Source organism: Reyranella sp., assembly GCF_965227665.1.
Taxonomy (GTDB): domain Bacteria; phylum Pseudomonadota; class Alphaproteobacteria; order Reyranellales; family Reyranellaceae; genus Reyranella.
Genome location: NZ_OZ245767.1, coordinates 4021287 through 4047278, shown reverse-complemented (window position 1 = coordinate 4047278; position 25992 = coordinate 4021287). Strand labels below are relative to the sequence as shown.

At 66.8% G+C, this 25992-nt stretch carries 24 protein-coding genes; 18 read left to right on the top strand and 6 right to left on the bottom strand.

Annotated features, from left to right (window positions below):
- The first annotated feature begins 86 nt into the window (after positions 1 to 86).
- From ACO07I_RS19570 to ACO07I_RS19550, 5 genes are read left to right on the top strand one after another with little or no spacing between them, the layout of a single operon-like run.
- Complete coding sequence (locus tag ACO07I_RS19570) at positions 87 to 1721, top strand: ABC transporter substrate-binding protein (protein ID WP_422010236.1); 1635 nt, start codon at positions 87 to 89, stop codon at positions 1719 to 1721.
- Positions 1722 to 1731: 10 nt separating this feature from the next.
- Complete coding sequence (locus ACO07I_RS19565) at positions 1732 to 2736, top strand: ABC transporter ATP-binding protein (protein WP_422010234.1); 1005 nt, start codon at positions 1732 to 1734, stop codon at positions 2734 to 2736.
- On the top strand, positions 2733 to 3731 hold the full coding sequence (locus ACO07I_RS19560) for an ABC transporter ATP-binding protein (RefSeq protein WP_422010232.1): 999 nt from the start codon (positions 2733 to 2735) through the stop codon (positions 3729 to 3731). Before ACO07I_RS19565 ends, ACO07I_RS19560 begins: the two co-directional genes overlap by 4 nt.
- Entirely contained in the window at positions 3731 to 4660 is a 930-nt protein-coding gene (locus tag ACO07I_RS19555; RefSeq protein ID WP_422010230.1) for an ABC transporter permease, read from the top strand. The genes ACO07I_RS19560 and ACO07I_RS19555 overlap by 1 nt, the downstream gene beginning before the upstream one ends.
- Positions 4661 to 4671: 11 nt before the next feature.
- A complete protein-coding gene (locus ACO07I_RS19550) occupies positions 4672 to 5544 on the top strand; it encodes an ABC transporter permease (protein WP_422010228.1) in 873 nt (290 codons plus the stop codon).
- Between the two features lie 6 nt (positions 5545 to 5550).
- Here the strand turns inward: ACO07I_RS19550 and ACO07I_RS19545 are convergent, their stop codons facing one another.
- Positions 5551 to 6153, bottom strand: coding sequence for a YdeI/OmpD-associated family protein (locus tag ACO07I_RS19545; RefSeq protein ID WP_422010226.1), 603 nt, complete (start codon positions 6151 to 6153; stop codon positions 5551 to 5553).
- On the bottom strand, positions 6153 to 7289 hold the full coding sequence (locus tag ACO07I_RS19540; RefSeq protein WP_422010224.1) for a mandelate racemase/muconate lactonizing enzyme family protein: 1137 nt from the start codon (positions 7287 to 7289) through the stop codon (positions 6153 to 6155). The genes ACO07I_RS19545 and ACO07I_RS19540 overlap by 1 nt, the downstream gene beginning before the upstream one ends.
- A 60-nt stretch (positions 7290 to 7349) precedes the next feature.
- Here ACO07I_RS19540 and ACO07I_RS19535 point away from each other — a divergent pair, with 60 nt between their 5' ends.
- From ACO07I_RS19535 to ACO07I_RS19495, 9 genes are all read left to right on the top strand, one after another.
- Entirely contained in the window at positions 7350 to 8363 is a 1014-nt protein-coding gene (locus ACO07I_RS19535; protein ID WP_422010222.1) for an NADP-dependent oxidoreductase, read from the top strand.
- Entirely contained in the window at positions 8360 to 9547 is a 1188-nt protein-coding gene (locus tag ACO07I_RS19530; protein WP_422010220.1) for a CaiB/BaiF CoA transferase family protein, read from the top strand. Before ACO07I_RS19535 ends, ACO07I_RS19530 begins: the two co-directional genes overlap by 4 nt.
- A 4-nt stretch (positions 9548 to 9551) precedes the next feature.
- Positions 9552 to 10613, top strand: coding sequence for an SDR family oxidoreductase (locus ACO07I_RS19525; RefSeq protein ID WP_422010218.1), 1062 nt, complete (start codon positions 9552 to 9554; stop codon positions 10611 to 10613).
- A gap of 99 nt (positions 10614 to 10712) precedes the next feature.
- On the top strand, positions 10713 to 11327 hold the full coding sequence (locus tag ACO07I_RS19520) for a TRAP transporter small permease subunit (RefSeq protein WP_422010216.1): 615 nt from the start codon (positions 10713 to 10715) through the stop codon (positions 11325 to 11327).
- Positions 11324 to 12616 carry a TRAP transporter large permease gene (locus ACO07I_RS19515; RefSeq protein ID WP_422010214.1) on the top strand — a complete coding sequence of 431 codons (1293 nt, stop codon included), beginning with the start codon at positions 11324 to 11326 and terminating at the stop codon, positions 12614 to 12616. Before ACO07I_RS19520 ends, ACO07I_RS19515 begins: the two co-directional genes overlap by 4 nt.
- A 19-nt stretch (positions 12617 to 12635) precedes the next feature.
- Positions 12636 to 13697, top strand: coding sequence for a TRAP transporter substrate-binding protein (locus tag ACO07I_RS19510; protein WP_422010212.1), 1062 nt, complete (start codon positions 12636 to 12638; stop codon positions 13695 to 13697).
- 10 nt (positions 13698 to 13707) lie between these two features.
- Positions 13708 to 14253, top strand: coding sequence for a HutD family protein (locus tag ACO07I_RS19505; protein ID WP_422010210.1), 546 nt, complete (start codon positions 13708 to 13710; stop codon positions 14251 to 14253).
- Between the two features lie 12 nt (positions 14254 to 14265).
- Positions 14266 to 15189: a 2-dehydropantoate 2-reductase gene (locus ACO07I_RS19500; RefSeq protein WP_422010208.1), complete on the top strand. Its 924-nt coding sequence runs from the start codon at positions 14266 to 14268 to the stop codon at positions 15187 to 15189.
- Positions 15190 to 15196: 7 nt separating this feature from the next.
- The gene (locus tag ACO07I_RS19495) at positions 15197 to 15940 is read left to right on the top strand and encodes an extracellular solute-binding protein (RefSeq protein ID WP_422010206.1); all 744 of its coding nucleotides are present in this window, start codon (positions 15197 to 15199) and stop codon (positions 15938 to 15940) included.
- Positions 15941 to 16026: 86 nt separating this feature from the next.
- Here ACO07I_RS19495 and ACO07I_RS19490 read toward each other — a convergent pair whose 3' ends face one another.
- Complete coding sequence (locus ACO07I_RS19490; RefSeq protein ID WP_422010204.1) at positions 16027 to 17322, bottom strand: aspartate aminotransferase family protein; 1296 nt, start codon at positions 17320 to 17322, stop codon at positions 16027 to 16029.
- A 34-nt stretch (positions 17323 to 17356) separates the two neighbouring features.
- Complete coding sequence (locus ACO07I_RS19485) at positions 17357 to 17707, bottom strand: hypothetical protein (RefSeq protein ID WP_295138471.1); 351 nt, start codon at positions 17705 to 17707, stop codon at positions 17357 to 17359.
- A 49-nt stretch (positions 17708 to 17756) separates the two neighbouring features.
- Here ACO07I_RS19485 and ACO07I_RS19480 point away from each other — a divergent pair, with 49 nt between their 5' ends.
- Together ACO07I_RS19480 and ACO07I_RS19475 are read left to right on the top strand one after the other, a co-directional pair.
- On the top strand, positions 17757 to 18419 hold the full coding sequence (locus ACO07I_RS19480; protein ID WP_422010201.1) for an HAD family hydrolase: 663 nt from the start codon (positions 17757 to 17759) through the stop codon (positions 18417 to 18419).
- 65 nt (positions 18420 to 18484) lie between these two features.
- Complete coding sequence (locus ACO07I_RS19475) at positions 18485 to 19300, top strand: MipA/OmpV family protein (RefSeq protein WP_422010199.1); 816 nt, start codon at positions 18485 to 18487, stop codon at positions 19298 to 19300.
- A gap of 13 nt (positions 19301 to 19313) precedes the next feature.
- Here ACO07I_RS19475 and ACO07I_RS19470 read toward each other — a convergent pair whose 3' ends face one another.
- Positions 19314 to 20009 (bottom strand): SDR family NAD(P)-dependent oxidoreductase, encoded by a 696-nt coding sequence (locus ACO07I_RS19470; RefSeq protein ID WP_422010197.1) that lies wholly within the window; start codon positions 20007 to 20009, stop codon positions 19314 to 19316.
- A gap of 72 nt (positions 20010 to 20081) precedes the next feature.
- Here ACO07I_RS19470 and ACO07I_RS19465 point away from each other — a divergent pair, with 72 nt between their 5' ends.
- A complete protein-coding gene (locus ACO07I_RS19465) occupies positions 20082 to 20753 on the top strand; it encodes a DsbA family oxidoreductase (RefSeq protein ID WP_422010195.1) in 672 nt (223 codons plus the stop codon).
- A 16-nt stretch (positions 20754 to 20769) separates the two neighbouring features.
- On the opposite strand, the gene ACO07I_RS19460 is transcribed toward ACO07I_RS19465, so the two are convergent.
- The gene (locus ACO07I_RS19460; protein WP_422010193.1) at positions 20770 to 24135 is read right to left on the bottom strand and encodes an AsmA family protein; all 3366 of its coding nucleotides are present in this window, start codon (positions 24133 to 24135) and stop codon (positions 20770 to 20772) included.
- Between the two features lie 261 nt (positions 24136 to 24396).
- Here ACO07I_RS19460 and ACO07I_RS19455 point away from each other — a divergent pair, with 261 nt between their 5' ends.
- Positions 24397 to 25980 (top strand): ABC transporter substrate-binding protein, encoded by a 1584-nt coding sequence (locus tag ACO07I_RS19455; RefSeq protein WP_422010191.1) that lies wholly within the window; start codon positions 24397 to 24399, stop codon positions 25978 to 25980.
- Positions 25981 to 25992 lie beyond the last annotated feature (12 nt).

The window sequence follows — 25992 nt, the reverse complement described above, 5'->3', positions numbered from 1 at the left end:
CAACAAGCGAAGCGTCACCGAACGGAAACGTCCCGTTCATGGAAGCGCCCTAGCGTGCTGCCCTTGCCGTCCAAGGGGTTCACGCCATGTTTCTGCGCCGCCGCGCTCTGATCGCCGCATCCGGCCTTGCCGCCACCAGCTTCGGCCTGCCGCGTATTGCGCTGGGCCAGGCCGACCGCCGGCCCACCATCACCATCGCCGTGCAGCAGATCGCCAACAGTGCCGCGCTGGAGCCGCTGCGCGAGCAGTCCAATGTCGGGCAGCGCGTCTTCTCTTTCATGTTCGAGCGCCTGATCATGCAGGACCTGCTCGCCAAGCTGGAGGAAGTCCCCGGCCTCGCGGAGAGCTGGAAACGTATCGACGCCCGCACCGTCGAGTTCACCCTGCGCAAGGGCGTGAAGTTCCACAACGGCGACGAGCTGACGGCCGACGACGTGGTCTTCACCTTCAGCCGCGACCGCATGTTCGGGCCGGACTACGACATCACCTCGAACAAGACGCTGTTCACCTCGGTCCTCATCCGCGATGCGGTTCAGGGCAAGAACCTGCCGCCGGAGGTGCCGGCGGTGGCCAAGCGCCTGTTCCCGGCGCTGGAGAAGGTCGAGGCCGTCGACAAGTACACGGTCCGCTTCGTCAACCGTACGCCGGATGTCACGATGGAGGGCCGCATCGGCCGCCTCGGCAGCGACATCGTCTCGCGCCGCGCCTACGAAGAGTCCAAGAGCTGGCTCGACTGGGCGCGCGCGCCGGTCTCGACCGGGCCCTACAAGGTGCGCGAATTCGTGCCCGACCAGTCGCTGACCCTCGACGCGCACGATGACTACTGGGGCGGCCGCCCGCCGCTCAAGAGCGTGCGCATCATGGTGGTGCCCGAGGTCGCAACCCGCATCAACGGCTTGCTGGCGGGCCAGTTCGACTTCATCTGCGACGTGCCGCCGGATCAGATTCCGGGCATCGAGAAGAATCCGAAGTTCGAGGTGCTGGGCAGCACGATCGTCAACCACCGCATCACGGTGTTCGACAAGAACCATCCGCGGCTGGCCGATCCGCGCATCCGCCAGGCCTTCACGCACGCCATCGACCGCCAGGCGATCGTCGATGCGCTGTGGTCGGGCCGCACCCGCGTACCGGCCGGCCTGCAGTGGGAATTCTACGGCCCGATGTTCGTCGAGAACTGGACGGTGCCGGCCTACGATCTGGCCAAGGCCAAGGCCCTGCTAAAGGAGGCCAACTACAAGGGCGATCCGATCCCCTACCGCCTGCTCAACAACTACTACACCAACCAGGTGTCGACCGCGCAGGTGCTGGTCGAGATGTGGCGCGCCGCCGGCCTCAACGTGCAGATCGAGATGAAGGAGAACTGGCAGCAGATCTTCGACGCCAACAGCCCGCGTGCCGTGCGCGACTGGTCCAACAGCGCCGGCTTCAACGACCCGATCTCCTCGCTGGTCGCCCAGCACGGGCCGCAGGGCCAGCAGCAGCAGGTCGGCGAATGGACCAACGAGGAGATGAACAAGCTTTCGGTGGCGATGGAGGTCGAGACCGACATGTCCAAGCGCAAGGCGATGTTCAGGCGCATGCTCGAAATCTGCGAGCGCGAAGACCCAGCCTATACGGTGCTGCACCAGAACGCGACCTTCACGGCCAAGCGCAAGGACATCAAGTGGAAGGCCTCGCCGTCCTTCGCCATGGAGTTCCGTAGCAACAACTTCTCGATCTGAGGACGGTGCAATGACGGCTCCCCTCGTTGCGGTGCGTGGGCTCACCGTCGATTTCGCGAGCGGCGCGCAGGCTTCGCGCGCCGTCGACGGGGTGAGTCTGGAGATCGCGCCCGGCGAAGCGCTGGGCATCGTGGGCGAATCGGGCTCGGGCAAGAGCGTGACCTGGCTGGCCGCGCTCGGCCTCCTGCCGACCAAAGCCCGCGTGACGGGCTCGGTCCGGATCGAAGGAAAGGAACTGGTCGGCGCCGCGCGCAGCGACCTCGAACAGGTGCGCGGCAAGCGCATCGCCATGATCTTCCAGGACCCGTCGAGCTGCCTCAATCCGGTCCATCGCATCGGCCGGCAGCTTGTCGAGGCGCTCGGCCTGCATCGCGGCCTCGGCGGACGCGCCGCCGAGGCCGAGGCGCTGCGCCTGCTCGACCAAGTGGGCATCGCCGACGCCCGCCGGCGCCTGTCCGACTATCCGCATCTTCTGTCCGGCGGCCTGAACCAGAGGGTCATGATCGCCATGGCGCTGGCCGGCGAGCCCGACCTGCTGGTCGCCGACGAGCCCACGACGGCGCTCGACGCTACCATCCAGGCGCAGATCCTCGCCCTACTCGGCAGCATCCGGCGCGACACCGGCATGGCGCTCGTGCTGATCAGCCACGATCTGGGGGTCGTTGCCGAGAACGTCGACCGCGTGGCGGTGATGTATGCCGGCCGCCTCGTCGAGGAAGCGCCCGGCACCGACCTGTTCGGTTCGGCACGTCATCCCTACACGCAGGGCCTGCTGGCGGCTCTGCCCACCCTCACCGGTCCGCGCCGGCGCCTCGCCGCCATCCCCGGCACGGTGCCCGAACCCGACAACATGCCTGCCGGCTGCGCCTTCGCGCCCCGCTGTCCCGTCGCCGAGACGAGATGCGCGACGGTGCCGCCGCCGTCGCGCACCGTCGGCTTCCTTCATGTCGCCGCCTGCCATCGCCGCATCGAGGCGGGCGTGTCCCCCTGGACCCAACCGCAGGCCGCGGAATGAGCGCGCTACTCCAGGCGTCGGACCTGCGCCGGCACTATCGGGTCCGCAGCGCCCCCGGTCTGTTCGCGCCCAAGGCGGTGCTGCGCGCCGTCGACGGCGTGTCGCTCGCCCTCCATCCGGGCCGCACCTTGGGTCTGGTGGGCGAATCGGGCTGCGGCAAGTCGACGACCGGCAAGCTGGTGCTGGGACTGGTGCCGCCCACGTCGGGCACCGTGCACTATCGAGGACAGCCGTTACCGCCGGTCGGCACGCCCGCCTGGCGCGGCCTGCGCCGGCATGTCCAGATGGTCTACCAGGATCCCTTGGGCGCACTCGACCGCCGACTGCCGATCGGCACGCAGATCGAGGAGCCGCTGATCATCCACGCGCAGGCCCCGGCCGCGGAGCGCCGCGACCGCGCGCTGGCGGTCATGGAATCGGTCGGCCTGCAGCGGCACCAATATGAGCGCTATCCGCATGAATTGTCGGGCGGCCAGCGCCAGCGCGTGGTGCTGGCGCGTGCCTTGATGACGGAGCCGGACCTTCTGGTCTGCGACGAGCCGATCTCGGCGCTCGACGTCTCCATCCAGGCGCAGGTCGTGAATCTTCTGCTCGACCTGCAGGAGCAGCTGGGCATTGCCTATCTGTTCATCAGCCACGACCTCAGGGTCGTGCGCCAGGTCAGCCACGACGTTGCCGTCATGTATCTCGGCCGCATCGTCGAGCAGGGCGAGGCCGAGAGTCTGTTCGCCGCGCCTGCGCATCCCTATACGCGCGCGCTGGTGTCGGCGATCCCGACCGTGGCTTTCGGCGGCGGCCCGAAGCGCGAGCGCCTGCTGCTGCAGGGCGATCCGCCCAATCCGGTCGACGTCCCTGCGGGCTGCGCCTTCCACACGCGCTGCCCCTTCGCCACCGCGCAGTGCCGCGCCGAAGCGCCGACGCTGCAACCCCTGTCGGGCGGCCGCATGGTCGCCTGCCACCGCGTCCATGAACCCGCCCTGCAGGTCGCCGCCTGATGCTGATGTTCGCCACCTCGCGCCTGCTGCGCGCGGGCCTCACCATCCTGTTCGTGATGACCTTCGCCTTCGTGGTGCTGCGGCTGTCGGGCGATCCGGCGCTGCTCATCATGTCGGTCGACGCGCCGCCCGAGGCGATCGCGGCGTTCCGTGAATCCTGGGGTCTCAACCAGCCGATCTGGGACCAGTACCTGTCCTATATCGGCCATGCCCTCACCGGCGATTTCGGCAAGTCGATGCGCGACGGACGGCCCGCCATCGACCTCGTGATGGAACGCGTGCCGGCGACCCTCGCCATCACCATGCCGGCGCTGGCGCTCAAGATTGGCCTCGGCATTCCCGCCGGCATCTACGCCGCGCTGCATCGCAATTCGATGGCCGACCGGCTGACCATGGCGGCTTCTGTCGCGGGCTTCACCATGCCGAGCTTCGTGCTGGCGCTGCTGCTGGTGCTGGTGTTCGCGGTCCAGCTCGGCTGGCTGCCGGCCAGCGGCAACAGCGGCCTTTCCTCCGCCATCCTGCCGATCGTGACCCTGGGCACCGGCGGCGCGGCGATCATGGCGCGCTTCACGCGCTCGGCCATGCTCGAAGTACTGGGCCAGCCCTATATCCGGGCCGCCTCGGCCAAGGGCGTGACCTGGCACGCCGTCGTGACCCGCCATGCGCTGCCCAACGCCGCCATCCCGACCGTCACCATCATCGGCTTCATGGTGGGCAGCCTGGTGGCCGGCGCCGTCGTGGTCGAAAGTGTCTTCTCCTGGCCGGGCGTCGGCCGGCTGCTGGTCTCGGCCGTGGCCAACCGCGACCTCGCTGTCGTGCAGGCGATCCTGATGGTGATCGCGGCCTGGATGGTGATGGCCAACCTCACCGTCGACCTCGCCTATGGCTGGCTCGATCCGCGCGTGCGCGGCACGGCTGCGGCGCACTAGGACAAAGCAACATGGCCATCGTCGAAGCCGCCCCCGCTCCTGCCATCCGTCGTCGCCGCCTCCTCTCCCTGCCACTCGGCGTGACCCTGGCGCTCGTCTGGCTCGCGCTGATGGTCGTGACGGCGCTGGGCGCCGATTTCCTCGTGCCCTATTCCATCACCGCTCTCGACCTCAAGGCGCGCCTGGCGCCGCCGGTCCTGATGGGCGGCACCTGGGCCCATCTCCTGGGCACCGACGAGCTCGGCCGCGACGTGCTCTCGCGGCTCATCATGTCGATTCGCATGAGCCTGCTGATCGCCTTTTTCGGCACGATCATCGCGGCGACGCTCGGCACGGCATTGGGCTTCCTTGCCGCGCACTTCCGCAAGGCCGTCGAGCAGATAGTGCTGATGGCCATCGATTTCCAGGCCAGCATGCCGTTCATGATCATCGCGCTGGCGGTCTTGGCCTTCCTCGGCAACAGCCTGCCGCTGTTCATCGCGCTGATGGGCTTCCATTCCTGGGAGCGCTACGCCCGCATCGCCCGCGGCCTCACCCTGGCCGCCAATGAGCAGGGCTATGCTGCCGCGATCCGCCAGCTCGGCGCGAGCCCGGCCCGCATCTACGGCCTGCACATCCTGCCCAACATCGCCTCGACCCTGATCGTGTCGATGACGCTCACCTTCCCCGAAATCATCCTGCTGGAGAGCGGCCTGTCGTTCCTCGGCCTCGGCGTCCAGCCGCCGCTCGCGTCGCTGGGCAACATGGTGGGCTATGGCCGCGAGTACATCAGCCACGCGCCGTGGATCATGCTGGCCCCGGCCGCGACGATCGTGCTGACGACGCTGTCGATCAGCCTTCTGGGCGACTGGCTGCGCGACCGGCTCGACCCGACGTTGCGCTAGCGGTTCCTAGGCTTTCTTTCTTGCCTGCGGATAGAGCGTCTCGCCGCGCTTCAGCATCTCGACGAAGGTCACGATCTTCCTCTTTCGCCCCGCCTCGGTCTTCATGTTGTTGAGTTGGAAGGCGAGCGCGAAGCGGTTCTGGGCATTGAGCCTGGCCAGCATCGCCTTAGCCTCGGGCTCGGTGTCGATGGCGGCCTGCAGATCGTCGGGAATCGTCGAGCCCTTGGTTCGATAGGCGCGCTCCCATCGCCCGTCCTTCTTCGCGGCCTCCACCTGTTTCAGCCCGTGCACCGTCATGCGCCCTTCGTCGATCAAGCGGGAGACGTTGTCGACGTTGACCTGACTCCAGATGCTCCTGGGCCGGCGCGGCGTATAGCGCTGCAGGAAGCTCTTGTCGTCGAGGCCCTTGCAGATGCCGTCGATCCAGCCCCAGCAGAGAACAGCGTCGATGGCTTCCTTGTTCGTGATCGACTTCATCCCCGATTTGATCTTGAAGATCCTGATCCAGAGTTCGTCTTCCTTGTCGTGATGCTTCCCGAGCCAGGCGTAGAAGCTCTCCGCATCTTCGAAAAGGCGGACCTTGTCCGGGTCGACCTTGACCGGCGGCATCAGCACACCCGGTAGCGTTCGACGGCATCCCGATCGAGCTCGATGCCGAGGCCTGGCCCCTCCGGCAGCAGGATGTGCCCGGCTTCGAGCTTGAGCGGCGCCTTGAGCAGCTTGGTGCGCAGCGCGTTGTCGCTCATGTCGTACTCCAGCATCGAGGGATGCGGCGGATGGTCGGTATGCGGCGTCGCCGGCAGCGCCGCGAGGAAGTGGCAGGCGGTCGCCAGCCCCACCGCGCCGCCCCAGACATGCGGCGCCACCCGCAGGTTCTGTGCGTGCGCCAGCGCCACGATGCGCTTGGCCTCGGTAATGCCGCCGACGCCGGGAAGCGAGGGCTGAACGATGTCGATGCAGCGCCCGTCGATCAATGCGCGGAAGTCGCGAACCGTGTGGTGCGCCTCACCGGCCGCCAGCGCGATCGGCGAGCGCGCCCGCAGTTCGGCATAGCCGCGGAAATCGCCCGGCGGCAGCGGCTCCTCCATCCAGTGGATGTCGAAGGACTCGATCGCCCGGGCGCATTCCAGCGCCACGTCGACCGTATAGGCGCCGTTGATGTCGACCAGGAGCAACTTGTCGGGTCCCAACGCTTCGCGGGCAAGCTTCACCCTCTCGACGTCACTCTTGATGCCCCGGCCGATCTTGATCTTGGCGCCGGCATAGGGATGCGCCGCCGCCTCCGCCATCATGTGTTCGAGCTGGCGGTCGGGGTCGTCGGAGAAGAAGCCGGTCGAGGCATAGGCGGGAAAGCGCGTCGCGCCGCAGCCGCCAATCAGGTCGCAGACCCGCACGCCGAAGCCGCGTGCCATCGCGTCCCACAGCGCCACGTTGATTCCCGCGAGACAGGACGTGAGCTGGTTGCCCACGCCCAGGTGATAAATCGCATTGCGCACCTTCGCCTCGACATGGTCGAAGTCGAAGACGCTGCGACCGACGAACATCGGCTCGAGCATGCGGAAATATTCCCGCGTCACCAGCGGATTGCCGAAGGCCTCGCCGATTCCCGTCACGCCCTGGTCGGTCTCGACCTCGACCAGCCCGCCCTGGCGACGGAAGCCGCCGCCGCGCGACATGCCGTAGGCCTTCTCCGGCGCGAAGGCATATTCAAGTCCGATGAACGAAAGACGGCGGATCGTCGGCATGGCAGCTCCTGCAAATCCCGCGCTATGGTGGGGCCCAAAGCAAATCGGAGGCAACCGCTCATGACCATCCCCAAAACGCACCGCCGCGTCGTCCTCGTACGCCGTCCGCCGGGCGAGCCCGCCGAAACCGACTTCCGGGTCGAGGAGGCGCCGGTGCCCGAGCCGCGCCACGGCGAGGTGCTGGTGAAGGTGCACTATCTTTCGCTCGATCCCTACCAGCGCGGCCGCATGCGCGACGCCGCCTCCTACGCCTCGCCCGTCGGGCTCGGCGAAGTGATGACCGGCGGCACGGTGGGCGAGGTCGTGGCCTCGCAGAATCCCGACTTCAAGGTGGGCGACATCGTCGAGGATCGCCTCGGCTGGCAGGAATATGCGATCGGCGGTGGGCCGGCCCTGCGCAAGGTCGATCCCTCGCTGGCGCCGATCTCGACCGCCAACGGGGTGCTGGGCATGCCCGGCATGACCGCCTATTTCGGCCTGCTGCATGTCGGCCAGCCCAAGCCCGGCGAGACGGTCGTCGTATCGGCGGCCTCCGGCGCGGTCGGCCAGGTCGTGGGCCAGATCGCGAAGATCATGGGCTGCCGGGTCGTCGGCATCGCCGGTGGCACCAAGAAGTGCGCCTTCGTGAAGGACGAGCTCGGCTTCGATGCCTGCATCGACTACAAGGCCGAAAAGGACCTCGATGCCGCGCTGCGCGCCGCCTGCCCCAACGGGCCCGACGTCTATTTCGACAATGTCGGCGGCGAGATCACCGACGCCGTCCTGCGCAACATCAACTTCTTCGGCAGGGTCGCGCTGTGCGGCTCGATCTCGCAGTACAACGCGACCGGCGCCTCGATGGGACCGCGCCTGCTCGGCACCTTCGTCGGAAAGCGCGTGATGGCGCGCGGCTTCATCGTCACCGACTTCGCGCAGCATTACGGCCCCGCGATGCGCCAGATGGGCGAATGGATCCGCGACGGCCGGCTGAAGTACCGCGAGGACATCGTCGAGGGCATCGACAAGGCGCCACGCGCCTTCATCGGCCTGCTGCGCGGCGAGAACTTCGGCAAGATGCTGGTCAAGCTGGCATGAGCTACGACGCGCCCTTCGCCGGCCTCAAGGTCGTCGACTTGAGCCAGGGCATTGCCGGCCCCTATTGCGCCATGCTGCTGGCCCAGCACGGCGCCGAGGTAATCAAGGTCGAGGGCATCGGCGAGGGCGACTGGGCGCGCACGCTCGGCGTCCACTACGGCAGCCACAGTGCCTTCTCGATCATCGGCAACATGGGCAAGCGCAGCCTCTCGGTCGACCTCAAGAGCGAGGCCGGCAATGACGTCGTGTGGCGCATGCTGCAGGACGCCGACGTCTTTCTCGAAGGCTTTCGGCCAGGCGTGATCAAGCGGCTGGGCTTCAACTATGAAGCGGTGTCGGCGCGCGTGCCACGCCTCCTCTACGTGTCGATCTCGGGCTTCGGCCAGACCGGACCGCTCGCTGAGCGGCCGGCGATGGACCCAGTGCTGCAGGCCTATACCGGCATGATGGCGGAGAATCGCGGCGAGGACGGGATTCCCCATCGCGTGCCGGTGATCGTGGTCGACATGTCGACCGCGCTCTACGCCTTCCAGGCCGTGAGCGCGGCGCTCTACGCGCGGCGCGACGAAGCGAAAGGGCGCTACATCGACGTCAGCCTGATGCAGTCGGCGACGGCCCTGCAGTCGATCCGCCTCATGGCCTGCCATCTCGAAGGCGGCACGATGAAGCCGGGCGGTGTGCCCGGTGGCGTGTTCAGGACCGCCGATGGCTGGATGTCGATCCTCGCCCTCAAGGATCGCGACTGGCAAAGCCTCTGCGCCCTGATGGACGTCCCTGCGCTGGCGCACGAGGAACGCTTCGCCACGCCGGCGGCGCGTCTCGCCAACGAAGCGGCGCTCTATGCGATCGTGCGGCCGATGATCGAGGCGAAGACCTCGGCGCACTGGAGCGACAAGCTCACCGAGGCAAAGCTGATGCACGAGCGGCTGAACAGCTACGCCGACTTCCTCGAACAGCCGCATGTAAAAGAAACCGGCCTGATCCACTGGCTCGAACAGGCCGGCATGCCGCAGAAGGTGCCGGTACCCGCCCTGCCCGGCATGCTGCCGCCCGCCCCCGGCACGGCGCGCGCGGAGGCACCGGTGCCCGGCCAGCACAGCCGCACCATTCTGGAGGAGCACGGCTACGGGGCGGCCGAGATCGACGCCCTGATCGCCAATGGCACCGTCGCCGCAACGAGGTAGAGCCATGCAAAAGAAAGCCGTCGTCGTCGGCGCGCTGGGCGTCATCGGACGTTACATCGTCGAGCGGCTGGTGGCCGAGGGCGACTGGCAGGTCGTGGGGCTGTCCCGCCGGCCGGAGAGGAACGGGCCGCGCTACCGGCACGTCTCCGTCGACCTGCTGGACCCCGGCGACGTGGCGGTGAAACTTAACGACCTGCGCGACGTCACGCATGTCTTCTACGCCGCCTTCCAGCCCGGCACCGGCAACGCGGCGGGCTACGCCTCGGTGATCGCGCCCAACCGCGACATGCTGGTGAACTCGGTCACCGCCATCGCCAAGGCGTCCAAGAGCCTGCAGCGCGTCGTGCTGGTCACCGGCACGAAGTACTACGGCACGCATCTCGGACCGCTGAAGACGCCGATGCGCGAGACCGATCCGCGGCACATGCCGCCCGATTTCTACTTCGACGAGATCGACTGGCTGACCGGCTTCCAGCGCGGCAAGCGCTGGAACTGGACAGAGCTCAGGCCCCAGACCCTCTGCGGCTTCGCGCCCGGCACGGCCATGAGCATCATGCCGGCCATCGCCGTCTATGCCGCGATCTCGAAGGAACTCGGCCTGCCGCTGCGCTTCCCCGGCAAGCCGGGCGCCTACGGCACGATCTACCAGGTGACCGAGTCCTCCCACTTCGCCAGTGCGGCGCTGTGGGCCGCCACCGAGAAGCGTGCCACCAACCAGGCCTACAACATCACCAACGGCGACTATTTCCGCTGGTGCAACGTCTGGCCGCGCATCGCCCGGGTCTTCGACATGCCGGTGGGCGAGCTGCAGACGATCAACCTGACCCAGCAGATGGCCGACAAGGCGGATCTGTGGACGGAAATGACCAGCAAGTACAAGCTGAAGAAGTTCGAGTTCGGTCAGCTCGTCGCCTGGCCATTCGCCGACTATGTATTCGGCTCGGACTGGGACGTGATGTCCGACGTCACCAAGAGCCGCCTGCACGGCTTCCACGAGGTGGTCGACAGCGAGGCCATGTTCGAACGCCTGCTGACGCGCTTCCGGAAGGAGAAGATCGTGCCCTAGCGGGTGGCCAAACGACAGACTACAAGGGTGAAGGCCCGGACATTGCTTCGGGTGTGACGGCTGCGGGGGCGCCGTCAATCAGGGGGAGCAAAGTCGTAGATGAGTGAGTCGTCCAGCCTCCTGCCGCCCGAACCGTGGCCGCAGCGTATTTCGCGTATTCTCGCCTGGGTGGGCGGCGCCATCATCCTCGTCGGCTGCAGCGGCCTCATCACCATCGACGTCATCACCCGCTACCTCTTCAAGCGCGGCATGGTCGAGAGTTTCGAAGTCTCGGGCTACGCGCTGGCCGCCTGCATCGGCCTCGGGCTCGGCTTTGCCACCACCTCCAAGACGCATATTCGCGTCGACATCCTGCTCGATGCCTTTCCCAGATCCGTCCGCGTGGCCTTCGACCTGCTCGCCGCCCTGTCGATGGCGCTGCTGGCCGTCGCCCTCGCCTGGTTCTGCTGGGGTACGCTCGCGCAATCCATGGCGATGAACGCCAAGTCGGTGTCGGCCCTGCAGACGCCGATGGCGCTGCCGCAATCGGTCTGGTGGGTCGGCATCTTCTGGTTCGCCTGTGTGGCCGTGCTGCTGCCCATCCAGGCCGTGCTGCGCCTGCTGGCCGGCGACGGCCCGGGCTTCGACGCCCTGATCGGCAGCCTGCGCGTCAACGAGGAGATCAGCCAGGCCGGCGTCGAGCAGGCGCCTCCCGAGAAGGGGACGCCGCGATGATCGGCACAGCATTTTCGCTGCTCGTCGTCCTGGTGGGCATCAGCCTGCCGGTCGCCGTCGCGCTCGGCCTGATGGCCTATGTCCTGTCGGAGCGCTACGCCTTCTTTCCGATGACCGGCGCGATCGGCGAGCTGGCCTGGAACTCGTCGAACGACTTCATCCTGATCGCCGCGCCCATGTTCATCATGATGGGCGAGCTGATGCACCGGTCCGGCATGAGCGAGCGCCTGTTCGCTGCCCTGGCACCCTGGTTTGCGCGCATCCCCGGCCGGCTCATCCACACCAACATTGCGGCCAGTGCGATCTTCGCGGCAACTTCGGGTTCCTCGGTGGCCACGGCCGCGACCATCGGCACGGTCGCCATCCCCAACATGGACAAGGGTGGCTACAACCGGCCGCTGTTCCTGGGGTCGATCGCTGCCGGCGGGACCCTCGGCATCCTGATCCCGCCGTCGATCAACATGATCATCTATGCCGTGCTGACGGATACGTCCGTCGCCGACCTGTATGCGGCGGGGTTCATTCCCGGCTTCATGCTGGCGGGCCTGTTCTCGCTGATGGTGCTGGCGCTCTGCCTGTTCCGCCCGCAATGGGCCGGCCCCAGGCGCGATACGGCGAACCTCTGGCAGGAACGAATCTCCGGCCTGAAGAACCTGCTGCCGCCGCTCGGCCTGTTCCTCGTCGTCGTGGGGTCGATCTATGCCGGCATCGCCACGCCAACCGAAGCAGCGGCGCTCGGCCTGATGGCCACGCTCGGCCTGGTCGCGGCGAATGGCCAGCTCACCGTGCCGGTGCTGCTGCGGGCCTTCGAGGGCACCGTGCGCACGACCTGCATGGTCATGCTGATCGTGATCGCGGCCTTCTTCCTCAATTTCGTCATGGTGTCGATCGGCCTGGTCAAGGCCATCACCGACTCGGTGCTGGAGCTGGGTCTCTCGCCGCTTGGCATGCTGATCGCCATCGTCGTGTTCTACCTGATCCTGGGCTGCTTCATGGAGACACTGTCCATGATGATCGCCACCACGCCGGTGGTGGTCCCCGTGATCGTGGCGCTGGGCTACAGCCCTGTCTGGTGGGGCATCGTCTTCGTCATCCTGATGGAGGCCGCCCTGATCACCCCGCCGGTCGGACTCAATCTCTATGTCGTGCAGGCGGTGCGGCGCACCGGCGCCTTCTCCGACCTCTGCATCGGTGCGCTGCCCTTCGTGGCGATGATGCTCGTCATGATCGCGATCCTGATTGCCTTTCCCCAACTGGCCCTGTGGCTGCCGGCCCTTCTCAAGGCCTGATCTCTCAAAGGAGGATTTCATGTTCCTGAAGCAACTCGTCGCGGCGGCGGCTCTGGCCGGCTCGTTCGCCTTCGGCAGCGCCGTGGCACAGACACCGCCGGCCCTGCCCTCGACCTCATTCAACGTGGTGGGCAGCATCGGCGGCCTGTCGATGTACACCAGCCGCGAAGTCCCCTTCTGGACGGTGACCGTGCCGAAGGAATCGGGCGGCGCGATCAAGGTGCAGGTCAAGCCCTTCACCGAGCTCGGCTTCAAGGGCGCCGAGATCTTCCGCCTGGTCTCCAGCGGCACGCTGCAGTTCGCCACCACCGTGCTGAACTACAATTCCGGCGAAGTGCCGATGAACGAAGCCGCCGACCTGGTGGGCCTCGTCGGCTCCGTCGAGGAACTCGAGAAGGTCATCGACGCGATCCGTCCGGCCTATGCCAAGTTCCTCGAGGAGAAGCACGGCATCAAGCTGCTGGGCTTCGGCTCCTACCAGGCGCAGGTCCTCTACTGCCGCGACGCCTTCGTCACGATCGCCGACCTGAAGGGCCGCAAGATCCGCGCGTCGGGCGCGTCGCAGCAGGCCTTCGTCACGCACATCGGCGCCTCGCCGCTCAACATCGCCTTCGCGGAGGTCCAGCCGGCGCTGGCCAGCGGCGTCGTCGATTGCGCGATCACTGGCGCGCTGTCGGGCTACAAGTCGAAGTGGCACGAGGCGGCGAAGTTCATTTCGCCCATGCCGGTCAATTTCGGCGTGGCCGCGCAGCTCGCGAACCTGAAGTGGTGGAACTCGCTCGATCCCAAGGTCCAGGCCTTCCTGCAGACCGAACTGAACAAGCTCGAAAAGTCGATCTTCGAGCAGGCGCGGACCGAGACCCAGACCGGCATCAACTGCAACACCGGCACCGGCCCGTGCAGCGAAGGCGCCCCCGCCAACATGAAGCTGGTGCCCGTCACCTCCGCCGACGAGGCGCTGCGCAAGGACGCGCTCACCAAGGCGATCCTACCGTCCTTCGCCAAGCGCTGCGGCCCGGAGTGCGTCAAGACCTGGAACGACACGGTCGGCAAGACGGTGAACATCACGCTGGCACCGTAACGGGCCAACCGTGATCACCCTGCTGACCCCCGCGAACTACCTTCGCACGCCGTGGAAGAACGGCGGCGGCACGACCGTCGACATCGCCTTCTCGGGCGATGTCTGGCGGTTCGGCCGCACGCCGATCGTTCTGCCGGGCCCGTTCTCCGACTACACGGGCTTCGACCGTGTCCAGGTCCTGGTCTCAGGAAGCGGGTTGGTCCTGGAAACGCCGAAAGGCGAGATCGATGTGCGCCAGCCGTTCCGGCCCGTCCGTTTCACCGGCGAGACGCCGATCGTGAGCCGACTCGAGGCGGGACCGGTCGAAGTGGTCAACCTGATCGGCGCCCGAGCCCGGGTGAAGGTCGACATCGCCGTGCTCGACGAGGACCGGACGCTCCTCCTGCAGCCCGGGACGCACATTGCGTACAGCCCTCATGGCGATGCGACGGTGACAGTGCAGGACGAGTCTTACGAACTCGCGTCTGATCATGCGCTGCGGTTGGACATCACGCGGCCGACAGAGCTCAGCGGCCAGGTCGGCTGCCTGCTCGTCGGCAGCATTGTGGCGGCATAGGAGACGGGCTCGATGAGGATCGCGGTTGTCGGCGCCGGCGGCGTCGGAGGCGGATATGGCGCGGCGCTCGCGCATGCCGGCGCCGACGTCACCTTCATCGCCCGCGGCCCCCATCTCGCGGCGATGAAGAAAGACGGCCTCCGCGTCCAGAGCGTGCGCGGCAACACCCATCTGCAGCCCACACAGGCCACCGAGCATCCGGCCGAGGTCGGGCCGGTGGACTATGTGCTGTTCTGCGTGAAACTGTGGGACGTGGAGAGTGTCGGCACGGCGATCAAGCCGATGGTGGGGCCCGACACCGCCGTCATCACCCTTCAGAACGGCGTCGACGCCCATGAGCGGCTGATCCCGATCCTGGGCCCCCGTGCGGTCATGCCGGGCGTCGCCAACATCAGCGCGACCATCGCCGAGCCCGGCCTGATCCGCCAGACCGGCACGGTCATGCGCATGGTGTTTGGCGAGCCGGACGGCAGCCGCAGCGCCCGCGCCGTGGCCCTGGCCGAGATGTGCAAGAAGGCCGGCATCGACGGCGTTTTGAGCGAGGCCATCCTGACCGACCTCTGGATCAAGTTCGTCCTGCTGGCCTCCAATGCCGGCGTCATGGCGCTGACGCGCCTTCCGGTCGGCAAGCTGCGCGACGACGCCGATATCAACGCGATGTTCCGCGCCGCCTATGAGGAAGTGGCGGCTGTCGGACAGGCCCTGGGCGTCCCCCTGCCCGCCGACATCGTCGAGCGTACGCTGGACTTCAACCGCAATGCCCCGCCGCACTTGATGGCGTCGATGGCGGTCGACCTGCTGCGCGGCAACCGCATCGAGCTGCCCTGGCTGTCGGGCAAGGTCGTGGCGCTGGGCAGGAAGCACAATGTCCCGACACCGACGCACGCGCTGATGTATGCTGCGCTGAAGCCCTACATCATGGGCACGCCAGCCTGAGGAAACCATGCGCGTCCTGCTCGTCCTTCTGTTCGCCCTCGCCGCAGGCGGCGCCTCGGCCGCCGACCTCAAGCTCCTGACCGCCGGCGCCTACAAGTCGGCGGCCCTCGAGATCGTCGCCGACTTCGAGAAAAAGACCGGCCACAAGGTGACGATCGACAGCGGCACGACCGGCGCCCTGCAGAAGCGCGTCGCTGCCGGCGAATATTTCGACGTGGTCGTTATCCCGCCCATCCCGATGGCCCAGTTCCTGGGTAATCGGATCGACGAAAGCAGCGCCAAGGAACTGGCCCGCGCCGGCGTCGGCATGGCGATCAAGCAGGGCGCGCCGGTGCCCGATATTTCCGAACCCGACGGCTTCAAGAAGGCGCTGCTGGCGGCCCACGCCGTCGCCTATGTCGACCCTGCCTCGGGCGGGTCGAGCGGCATCTACGTTGCCCAGCTTTTCCAGCAGATGGGGATCGCCGACCAGCTCAAGTCGAAGAGCGTGCTGGTCCAGGGTGGCCTGGCCGCCGAGCAGATCGTCACCGGCAAGGCCGACGTCGCGCTCCAGCAGAGCAGCGAGCTGATGGGCGTACCGGGCGTGCAGTTCGTCGGCCCAATCCCGCTGATGCTGCAGAACTACACGATCTATTCCGGTGGCGTGTCCGTTGGCTCCCGGAACCGTACCGCCGCCGACGCGCTCCTGCTGGCGCTGGCCAATCCCGAGAACGGCAAGATCCTGAAGTCTAAGGGTCTCGACAGTCCGTAGGGTACGGCCATCCACCTCAAGCTCCCCTCCCCCGTCAAAACGGGGGAGGAAAAGAATTCTCAGTTCAGACGTCGATCACGCCGGATTCACTTGATCTCCTGGAACGCCTCTTCCCAGGCACGGATCGTGTGATCGATGTCGGCCTGGGTGTGCGCCACGCTGACATAGTACTTGCTGTCGCCCTTCATGATGCCGCGGGCGCGCAGGGCCTGGTTGAAGCGCTTCAGGATCGCGGTGTCGGCCTTCAGCGTGTCGCGATAGTCCTTGATCGGCTGGTCGGTGAAGATGATGTCGAACAGCGGCGGCTCGCCGATCACCTGCGCCTTGAAGCCATGCTTCCTGATCAGTTCCGACAGCGCGTCCATCAGCTTGCGGCCGTTGGCGAAGACGCCCTCGTAGGTGCCCGGGCGCTTCAGCACGTCGAGCGTGGCGAGGCCGGCGACGGCAGCCACCGGATTGCCCGAGAGCGTGCCGACCTGGAAGATGAAGTCCTCGTCGGTCATCGCGAGGCGATCGAAGTGCTTCATGATGTCGGCGCGGCCGGCGATGGCCGCCAGCGCGAAGCCGCCGCCCACGATCTTGCCCAGGGTGCAGAGATCGGGCGTGACGCCGTAATATTCCTGGGCGCCGCCATAGGCGAAGCGGAAGCCGGTCACGACTTCGTCGAAGATCAGCGGGATGCCGTGCTCGGCCGTCACCTCGCGAAGCGCCTGCAGGAAGCCGGGCTTCGGCGGGATCAGGCGCTGGAACGGCTCGACGATGACGCCGGCCAGCTCGTCCTTCTGCTCCTCGATCAGGCTCCGGACCATGTCGATGTCGTTGAAGGCCGCGACCACCATCTCGTCGGCGACCGACTTCGGAATGCCCGCCGAATCGATGGAGCCGCGCGGGAAATTGCCGGGGCTCTTGGGCGCCAGCGACACCAGCGCATAGTCGCTCATGCCGTGATAGCCGCCCTCGAACTTCAGGATCTTGTCGCGCTTGCGGAAGGCGCGGGCGGCCCGCATCGCATAGAGATCGGCCTCGGTCCCGGAGCAGACGAAGCGCACCTGCTCGGCGCAGGGCACGGCCTCCACGATCGCCTCGGCGAGCGCGATGCCGTGGCGGTTGTTGCCGAAGAAGGTCGTGCCCAGCGGCACCTGTGCCTGCACCGCGGCGGTGACGTCGGGGTGGGCATGGCCGATGAACATCGGACCGGAACCCAGAAGGAAGTCGACATACTCCTTGCCGGCCTCGTCGTAGATGTGGCCGCCCTTGCCCTCCTTGAGGATCACCTCGGCCGGCAGGTTGCCGAAGCTGCCGCCCGGCAGCACGCGGCGTGCCTGCTCGATCAGCTCGTTGGTGGGATCGCCAAGGAGATTGGGGGGAGTCTGGACGTTCATGGATGCCTCTCTACGCTTGAAACGCTTGGTGGAACTATTCGATGGGAACGAAGATCGAGTGCCGGAGCTGGCCGTTGATCGCCTTCGAGAAATGACCTTTGCCGTGCGTGTCCTCGACCAATATCACCTCGCCGGCACCGATGATGCGCGTCTCGCCGTCGCTGGCCTGGATGGAGACGCCGGCATCGAGGTTGATGATGTACTGCCGGCGCGGCGCGGGATGCCATTCGTAGTCATAGGTGCCGGGAGTCTCGCGAAAGATGATACCGGTCGCCGGCAGGGTGGCCGAGGTCTTGCCGCCGCGGCCCTCGTTCTTCCACTCGATCTCGATGTCGCGGAAGTGGGTCTCGCCGTCGGCGTCGACATACAGGTTATGGATACGCATGAATTTTTCTCTCCCTTGCTCTCTTGGCGACACAGCTTAGAACGAAAGCATGCTGAAGAAACCCGTTGAAGCCGTCCTTTTCGACATGGACGGTCTGCTGATCGACACCGAGGCCGTCTACATCGATGCGCTGCAGGACGCGGCGCGGGACCTCGAGATCGAGATGAGCCTGGCATTCTGTCATTCGATGATCGGCATCTCGGGCCGCGAATGCGATGTCATGATCCAGAATTTCTATGGGTCGAACTTCCGAATCGATCATTTTCGCGAGCGCTTCTCGGGCCACGCCAAGCGGCGGCTGGAGAGCCATCTCCCGGTCAAGCCCGGCGTCGTCGAGATGCTCGACTTCCTGGCGGGCCGCGGCCTGCGCCTCGCGGTCGCCACCGGATCCGGTCGCGTCACCGCGGAGCGTCATCTCGGGCGCGCCGGTCTCATCGACCGCTTCGCCGCCGTGGCAACACGCGACGATGTCGAGAACGCCAAGCCCGCCCCCGATGTCTATCTCGAAGCCGCCCGTCGCCTGGGCGTGGCGCCGGAACGCTGCATCGCCTTCGAGGATTCGAACGTCGGCCTCACCGCGGCGCATGCCGCGGGCACCATGGCGTTCATGGTGCCGGACATCCTTCCGCCGCTGCCGGAAGTCCGCGCCAAGTGCCTGCGCGTGTTCGACGACCTGCACGCGGCGCGGCTGATGCTCGAAAAGGCGCTTTAATTTCACATGCAGTGATCCGGTAATCAGCCGGGCACGTAAAACAGGGTCAACAGCGGAGTTGCCCTGTGCGTTTGTCCCGTCTCCTCGCGACCTGCCTCGCCCTCGTCACGGTGCAAGCGGGAACAGCCTCCGCCCAGCCTACCAGCATCGGCAGCGAGCCCGCGGGTCCGCCGCCGAAGGACTGGACGTTCGATATCGGACCCGGCGTGGTGCTGGCGCCGTGGTTCGAGGGCAGCGCCAACTATCGCGTGCTGCCGATCCCCAACCTCGACCTGCGCTACCAGCGCGACAAGCTCTTCATCTCGGCGCGCGACGGCATCGGTGCCACCCTGCTGGATGTCTCGGGTTTCAAGGCGGGCCCGATCTTCCGCTACCGCTTTCCGCGCAACCAGGGCGATGGCGGCTACCTCTACGGCACGGGCAACGTGCCCTTCACCATCGAAGGCGGCGCCTTCCTGCGCTTCGATCAGCCCTTCATTTCCGCCAAGGTGGAATTGCGACGCGGCATCGGCGGCAGCAACGGCCTGATCTTCGACGCGCTGGTCGATGGCAAGCTGCGGCTCACCGACAGCGTGTTTCTGTCCGGTGGCCCCCGCCTCTCGGTGACCGATGGCACCTTCAACCAGGCCTATTTCGGCATCGACGCCCTGCAGTCGATCAACTCGGGCTATTCGCAATACTATCCCGGCGCCGGCCTTCGCAGCGTCGGCGTCGGGGCGAGCGCCCTCTGGCGCATCCACGACCGGCTGAGTTTCGTCGCCTTCGGCAGCTACAACTACCTTGCCGACACGGTCGCCAATTCCCCGATCGTCACCGGACCGGGCGGGTCGCGGAACCAGTTTGTCACGGGCGCGGCCCTCACCTGGCGCTTCTCCTGGTGACGCGCCGGCGCCGCTAGAACGTCTCGACCCAGGGCCGCACCTCGACCTCCCAGCTCCAGGCGCTGCGGTGCTGGTTCATCACATGCCAGTAGGTCTCGGCGATGGCGTCGGGATCGAGCAGGCTGTCGGGCCTGTCGTCGGGCACCGGCCGGGTAGCGCTGCGGATCCCCCCGTCGATCACGAAGTGGGCCACATGAATGCCCTTGGGCGAGAGTTCGCGCGCCATCGATTGCGCGAGGCCGCGCAGCGCGAACTTGCCCATGGCGAAGGTCGCCGACAGCGCGAAGCCTTTCACGCCCGCCGTCGCCCCTGACAGGAGAACCGCGCCTTCTCCCCTGGGCAGCATGCGCTTCACCGCCTGCTGCGATACCAGGAACGCGCCGAAGGCGCTGATGTCGATGGCCCGTCTCACATCGTCCGGGGCCAGATCGACCAGCGCGCCGCGCACCCGGTTGCTGGCATTGTAGACGACGACATCGGGCGTCCGGCCGGCTGCATCCAGCATCTCGAACAGCGCCGTCACATCCGTCTCGGCCGCGGCGTTGCAGGCATGAACCGATGCCCCTGTCTCTTGCGCAAGGGCCGCGAGCTTGTCGGTCTGCCGGGCCGCCAGGGCCACCGACAGGCCGTTCCGCGCGAACAGGCGCGCCAGCGAGGCGCTGAGGCCGGGACCGGTCCCGACGATCAGGGCGGAGCGGTATTTCGGCATGGGCGGGCTCCTCTCGTTGCCGGAGATTTCCGGCAGGTATAGGCTTTCGCACAATAGGGAAGGAAACCAGCCATGGACCAGGTCCAACCGACCGGCCGCATCGACGTCATCTCCGACGTGATCTGCCCCTGGTGCTACATCGGCAAGCGCCAGCTCGAACGTGCCCTCGATCTTCTTGCCGCGCACCATTGCCGCGTCGCCGTCGCCTGGCATCCCTTCCAGCTCAATCCCGAGATGCCCGCCGAGGGCGTTGAGCGGACCAGCTACCGCATCTCCAAGTTCGGCAGCCTCGAACGCTCGCGGCAGCTCGACCAGCGCATCACCGAAACCGCCGCGACGGTCGGCCTCGAGTTTCATCTCGACCGCATCGTGCGTACGCCCAACACGGTGAACGCCCATCGCCTGATCCGCTTTGCCGGTCAGCGCGGCGTGCAGGACGCGGTCGTCGAGGAACTGTTCGACAGCTATTTCTGCAAGGGCGCCGATATCGGCGATTCGAAGATTCTGGCGGACGTGGCGGCCGAAGCCGGGCTCGACCGGGCCGAGGTGCTCGCGATGCTGGCCGGCGACGAAGGCCGGCGCGAAGTGCTGGCCGCGGACCAGATGGCACGCAACGCTGGTATCCAGGGGGTGCCGAGCTTCGCGCTGCAGGGCCATGTGCTCTTCTCCGGCGCCGTGCCCGCCGAGGAGATGGCGCACACGTTCCGCCGCGCCTGGGAAATCCTGAAGGAGCGGGCGGCTTAGGACGGGCGCCCGTTCGTCACTTGCCGCGGACGCTCATGGTCGGCGAGGAGACCGGACCGCTCACCGTCATCACATAGTCCGTCGCCCCATTGGAACCCGCGTCGAGGGCAATGGTGGTCTCGGTCGTGGCTGCCGTCAGGCTGGTGCGGCTGTTGATTCGCGCCGTCGCATTCGGACCTTTCAGCGCGTGGTTCTGCAGGTTGATCTCGCCATTCGAGAGCGTGATATCGCCCTCGATCGTGCTCTGCGCGTTGATGAAGCCTGAGATGACCGCGGAGTTGAATCCCATCTCCGTGCTGAAGATGCTGCCGAGGCCGGTGGCGAAAGAGGCGAAGCCCAGCGACCCGCCGGCGACGGACGGATAGATCACGCCCGAGAGGTGGCCCTGGCCCGTCAGGGAATTGCGGATCTGCTCGGGCGAGTTGCCCTGACCCTGGAGGGCGATCTTCATGACATTGATCTTGCCGTCGACCGCCACCATCAGGTGCTCGTTGCCGAAGACATTCTGGCCGGCCGCGCCGCGCAGCATCTCGCCGACATAGATGCCTTGCAGCGTTCCGGCCACGTCGACCGTCATCGTATCCTTCGAGGCATCGACGGTACCCGCGAAATCGACGGCGCCGCTGTAGAACTGGCCGGTGAGCTTGGACACCTTGACGACGCCGTTACGCAGCGTCGCGTCCATGTCCGCATAGGTCACCTTGAGGGATCCGAACTCGATCGCGCTCGTCTCCAGGTTCAGCGTCGCGTCGAAGGCACGCAGGCCCGAGAGGTCGATCTCCTTGCCTGTCGCCGCTCGCGGCCCCTTCGACGGCAGCGGAACGGCCTCGGCGCCCGCGCCGCCCGGGGCGGCGGGAATTGCGGGTGTGGGCGCGGCAGGTGCGGGCCCGTCGGCGGTGCCCAGCCAGTCGTCGAGATCGAGCGTGCCAGGGATGCGAAGATTGGCCACGAAATTGGGCCTCGTTCCCAGCGTGGCATCGATCCGTCCCGACATCTGCGTGCCGAGTGCCGTCAGGTTTCCGTCGAACGACGCTTTGTGGTCGTTGCCCTTGAACGCCCCCTCGGCCACCAGCCCGCCCAGACCGGTCTGGGACCTCCCGGTGGCTACCGATACCAGCCCGCTCGCATCCTGCGTCTGCACGGCGAAGCTCGAAAAATCGAAGGCGAATTTTTCGCCGAGGACCAGCGAGCCGCTGGCGCGTGCGGTCGCCCCGGCGGCGGTGACCGAGGCGTTGCGCAAGGCCAGCGTATCCATGGTTCCGGCGACGCTGCCGCCGGCCGTCGAGGCGCCGAGCTTACCGTTCAGGAACTTGGGCATGCCCGCATAGACCAGCAGCTTGTCGGTATCGGGCATCGTCGCGTTGAAGGTGAGGTCGAAGCGCGGGGCGGTGCCGAAGTCCGCGACCTGGCCCTTGAGATCGAACCTGGCGCCCAGGAGTTCCGCCACCTTGAGGCCGTTCACCTTGAGGAGATTGCCCTGCACGGCGAGGTCCGCGTCGATCCCGTTCAATGTTCCGCCGCGGAACACCAGCTTGGCCACCTTGGCCTTGAGCCCGAGGATGGGCAGCGTCGCGTCGGGCGTTGCGGCAGCCGGAGGGACGGCCGGAGTCGCAGGCGTCGCAGCGGACGGCACCGCCGGGGCGGACGGCTCCCGCGGTCTCGGCATGTAGGCATCGAGGTCGAAACTGTCGAGCTGGACCGAGGTCGCCACCGTGAGCGGCAGGCCGAAGGTGATGCTGCCGCTACCGGTCGCGCGCTGGCCGTCCAGGTCCATCAGCAGATCGGAAATCTGCAGGCTGTTCGCCGTCGATGCGACCTTGCCCTCGATCGACAGGGCCTGGAGCTTGTCGGCTGGCACGCCCGACGTGTCGATCTCCAGCCACGCCAGCGTCTCGCGCAGCCGCGGCCCCACCAGGCTGAACGCCCCGGCGGACTGGACGGAAGGGCCGGCAGCGGGCTTGGCTGCCGGCGTTGCGGGGGCCGCCGGCGTCGCGGGGACCGCCGGAGCGGCAACGGTATTGGCGTTGACGACCATGTCACCCGGCAGCGTCGCGCTCAGGCGCGGCACGGCGATCACGCCATTGCGGATTTCCAGGGCAAGCGCCACGTCACGGGCCGTCCCCCTGCGATAGACGACTTCCTTCGCGTCGATCGACATCAGCACGGTGAAGGCCGGCGGAAACGGCGACAGCGAAGCGCTGGCCGGTGCCGCGGCAGCCTTGGCGGGAGCGGCCGGCGGTTTCGCCGCGGCGGCAGGTGCGGCGGCAGGCGCGCCGGGCGCGGTCGTCGTGGGGACGGCGGCTGCCGGCTTGGCGGCGGCGGGCGTCTTCGGCCGAAAGGCTTCGGGGTTGGACAGCAGGGCGAGCCACTTCTCGGCATCGACCTTCGGCAGCGACAGCCGGCTCTCGAGCGAGGGGTTCGCGCCCGTGACCAGCGTCACGCTTCCCGACACGCTCTCCGTGCCGATCGACATCTTGAAGTCGGTGAGCGCCAGCTTCTCGGCCGTGAGGTCGATGTCGCCGTCGAAGGCAAAAGACCCGATCACCGAGGCGTCGAAGGCGGGCGGTTCCTGACCGCCGGCGCGCACCAGGCTGGCGATGAAATCGGTCAGGCCGCCGGTGGCGAGGGAAACTTTGCCCTTCACGTCGGCGTCGACCGCAATCCGGCTGACATGGCCGTCGAAGTTCAGCGTGCCGCTATGGACCTTGAGCTTGAAGGACATGTCGCTGCCCTTGTCGCTCGGGGTGCCGACCTTCGCCATCAGCGACAGCGGGACACCGTTGACGGTCGCCGTGGCGTCGAAGTCGAACGGCCCCTGGAAAGATCCGACGGAGGCCAGCGCCTCCAGGTTCTCGGCCTTCAGCGTCTGGCCGGTCTTCGGATTGGTGTAGCTGAGCGTGCCTTCCCGGATCTTGAGGGTGCCGATCGCCAGATGGAGGCCGCTGCTCGGCGCGCCAGCCGGCTGGGCGGCGCCGGCGCCGGGATGGAACTCCCAGTTCGGCCGCCCCTCGGCATCGGTCTCCAGGACGAGGGTGGGCCTGAACAGCGTCAGTCGCCCGACCTCGATGCGCCCCTGCAGAAGGGCCCAGAAGGACGGGGTGATGCCGACCCAGCGCACATCCACCATCTGGGCGCCCTTGGCACCGACCGCATTGGCGAAATGGACCTGCCGGGCGCTGATGCGCAAGGTCGGAAAGACCGTGAGCTTGAGCGGCCCCTCGATCACGAGTTCGCGGCCGGTCGCCTCCTTCACGGCCGCGATCATCGCCGGCTTGTACTGGTCGATGTTCAGTAGAGACGGCGCCGCGAGGCCGGCAAGCGCCACCAGCGCAGAAAACGCCGCGACGGCCAGTCCGGTCCGGATCCAGGTTCGCTTCTGCATTGCCATCTATTCGTGAACGCCTCGTGCCCATGAACGCCGCAAGGCGCTGGAGGTGCCGTGACAGTCTATTTGAGGTCCGGCTTTGGGGCTATTCCAAGGTGGCCGGCGGCAATTGTATTCCTTGTATCATGTCCGGCCGACACCTTCCGCGAGGGGCGCCGCGTGCCTAGTCTGCCGCATGAACCTGCCGCCGGCCTGCGAACCCGTCGGGCTTGAGACAAGCCTGTGATCGCCGGTCACGGCATGCGTAAGGGTGTGGCGATGCGTACGAGATTGCTGATCGGCTCGCTTGTCCTGCTGTTGTGCTGGGGCGACGCCGCGCTCGCGCAGCGCAGCGGCGGCATACTTCGCCTCTTCCAGCGCGAAACGCCGACCACCGCCTCGATCCTCGAAGAGGGCAATGCCGCGACCGTCGTGGCCTTCATGCCGATCTTCAACAACCTCGTCATGTTCGATCCGGCGGTACCGCAGAACAGCGATCAGTCCATCGTTCCGGACCTGGCCGAATCCTGGTCGTGGAACGAGGACAGGACAGAGCTGTCCTTCACGTTGCGCCGCGGCGTGAAGTGGCACGACGGGATGCCGTTCACGTCGAGCGATGTCGAGTGCACCTTCAACCTGCTGACCAATCGGGCTCGCAATCCGCTGCGCCGCAATCCACGCGGCGCCTGGTTCGGCAACGTCAAGTTCGTCCGGTCGAAGACCGACCATGACGTGACGATCCACCTCAACCGGCCGCAACCGTCGCTGTTGGCCATGCTGGCATCGGGCCTGACGCCAATCTATCCCTGCCACGTCCCGCTGGCGCAGATGCGCCTGAAGCCGGTCGGCACAGGGCCGTTCGTGCTCGACGCCTTCGACAAGTTCGATCGCATCCGGCTGAAGCGCAATCCCACCTACTGGAAGGCCGGCCGGCCCTATCTCGACGGTATCGAATTCTCGGTGGTCGCCAGCCGCTCGGCGGCGCTGCTGAGCTTCGTTGCCGGCCGCTACGACATGACGTTTCCGGGCGAAGTCTCGATCACGCAACTGCGCGACGTCAGGCGCCAGTCGACGCGCGTGGTGTGCGAGGCGACGACGATGAACATAAACACCAACCTGCTGCTGAACCGCGATGCCGCGCCCTTCGATAGTCCTGACATCCGGCGCGCGCTCACGCTGGCGCTGGATCGTCCGGAATTCGTGGCTTCCCTGGACAGCGGCAGCGGCCTGATCGGCGGACACCTGTACCCGGAGGGACGATGGGGCATGCCGACAGAGATGCTGGCCGAGGTTCCCGGCTATGGAAACGATCCCGGGAAGAACCGCGAAGAAGCGCGCGCGTTGATGCGGTCGGCCGGCTTCGGGCCGGACAAGTCGCTGCAGATCAGGATATTGACCCGCGCCGTCTCGCCCTATCGAAACCCGGTGACGATGCTCTCCAGGCAACTTCGGGAGATCTACATCGAACCGGCGATCGACGTCGTCGAGACCACACAGTGGTACTCCCGCCTGCAACGCAGCGACTACGCGCTTGCTATCGAGACGACCGGCAATGGCATCGACGATCCCGACCAGGTGTTTTACGAATCCTTCTCCTGCCGCTCGGAGCGCAACTACAGCCGCTATTGCAATCCGGAGATCGAACGACTTTTCGAGGTCCAATCCCGGGAACTCGACTTCGAAAAGCGTCGCCAGCTTGCTTGGGACATCGACGCCAGGCTTCTGGCGGACGGTGTGCGGTTGCCCCTGGCGTGGAGGCGCGCCGCTACCTGCTGGCAGCCTCACGTGCACGGATTCGCACCACAGACCATCGGCGCGTCCAACGGCTTGCGGTTCGAAGACGTGTGGATAGAGCGTCGCTAACGGCTCGGCCGG

What these genes read in the sequence shown, in the direction of transcription:
- ACO07I_RS19495 (WP_422010206.1), top strand. Translation starts at nt 15,197, where the DNA reads ATGCGCGTCCTGCTCGTCCTTCTGTTCGCCCTCGCCGCAGGCGGCGCC.
- ACO07I_RS19520 (WP_422010216.1), top strand. Translation starts at nt 10,713, where the DNA reads ATGAGTGAGTCGTCCAGCCTCCTGCCGCCCGAACCGTGGCCGCAGCGT.
- ACO07I_RS19550 (WP_422010228.1), top strand. Translation starts at nt 4,672, where the DNA reads ATGGCCATCGTCGAAGCCGCCCCCGCTCCTGCCATCCGTCGTCGCCGC.
- ACO07I_RS19465 (WP_422010195.1), top strand. Translation starts at nt 20,082, where the DNA reads ATGGACCAGGTCCAACCGACCGGCCGCATCGACGTCATCTCCGACGTG.
- ACO07I_RS19530 (WP_422010220.1), top strand. Translation starts at nt 8,360, where the DNA reads ATGAGCTACGACGCGCCCTTCGCCGGCCTCAAGGTCGTCGACTTGAGC.
- ACO07I_RS19540 (WP_422010224.1), bottom strand. Translation starts at nt 7,289, where the DNA reads ATGCCGACGATCCGCCGTCTTTCGTTCATCGGACTTGAATATGCCTTC.
- ACO07I_RS19565 (WP_422010234.1), top strand. Translation starts at nt 1,732, where the DNA reads ATGACGGCTCCCCTCGTTGCGGTGCGTGGGCTCACCGTCGATTTCGCG.
- ACO07I_RS19555 (WP_422010230.1), top strand. Translation starts at nt 3,731, where the DNA reads ATGCTGATGTTCGCCACCTCGCGCCTGCTGCGCGCGGGCCTCACCATC.
- ACO07I_RS19485 (WP_295138471.1), bottom strand. Translation starts at nt 17,707, where the DNA reads ATGCGTATCCATAACCTGTATGTCGACGCCGACGGCGAGACCCACTTC.
- ACO07I_RS19500 (WP_422010208.1), top strand. Translation starts at nt 14,266, where the DNA reads ATGAGGATCGCGGTTGTCGGCGCCGGCGGCGTCGGAGGCGGATATGGC.
- ACO07I_RS19470 (WP_422010197.1), bottom strand. Translation starts at nt 20,009, where the DNA reads ATGCCGAAATACCGCTCCGCCCTGATCGTCGGGACCGGTCCCGGCCTC.
- ACO07I_RS19545 (WP_422010226.1), bottom strand. Translation starts at nt 6,153, where the DNA reads ATGCCGCCGGTCAAGGTCGACCCGGACAAGGTCCGCCTTTTCGAAGAT.
- ACO07I_RS19560 (WP_422010232.1), top strand. Translation starts at nt 2,733, where the DNA reads ATGAGCGCGCTACTCCAGGCGTCGGACCTGCGCCGGCACTATCGGGTC.
- ACO07I_RS19570 (WP_422010236.1), top strand. Translation starts at nt 87, where the DNA reads ATGTTTCTGCGCCGCCGCGCTCTGATCGCCGCATCCGGCCTTGCCGCC.
- ACO07I_RS19525 (WP_422010218.1), top strand. Translation starts at nt 9,552, where the DNA reads ATGCAAAAGAAAGCCGTCGTCGTCGGCGCGCTGGGCGTCATCGGACGT.
- ACO07I_RS19460 (WP_422010193.1), bottom strand. Translation starts at nt 24,135, where the DNA reads ATGCAGAAGCGAACCTGGATCCGGACCGGACTGGCCGTCGCGGCGTTT.
- ACO07I_RS19490 (WP_422010204.1), bottom strand. Translation starts at nt 17,322, where the DNA reads ATGAACGTCCAGACTCCCCCCAATCTCCTTGGCGATCCCACCAACGAG.
- ACO07I_RS19535 (WP_422010222.1), top strand. Translation starts at nt 7,350, where the DNA reads ATGACCATCCCCAAAACGCACCGCCGCGTCGTCCTCGTACGCCGTCCG.
- ACO07I_RS19515 (WP_422010214.1), top strand. Translation starts at nt 11,324, where the DNA reads ATGATCGGCACAGCATTTTCGCTGCTCGTCGTCCTGGTGGGCATCAGC.
- ACO07I_RS19455 (WP_422010191.1), top strand. Translation starts at nt 24,397, where the DNA reads ATGCGTACGAGATTGCTGATCGGCTCGCTTGTCCTGCTGTTGTGCTGG.
- ACO07I_RS19510 (WP_422010212.1), top strand. Translation starts at nt 12,636, where the DNA reads ATGTTCCTGAAGCAACTCGTCGCGGCGGCGGCTCTGGCCGGCTCGTTC.
- ACO07I_RS19480 (WP_422010201.1), top strand. Translation starts at nt 17,757, where the DNA reads ATGCTGAAGAAACCCGTTGAAGCCGTCCTTTTCGACATGGACGGTCTG.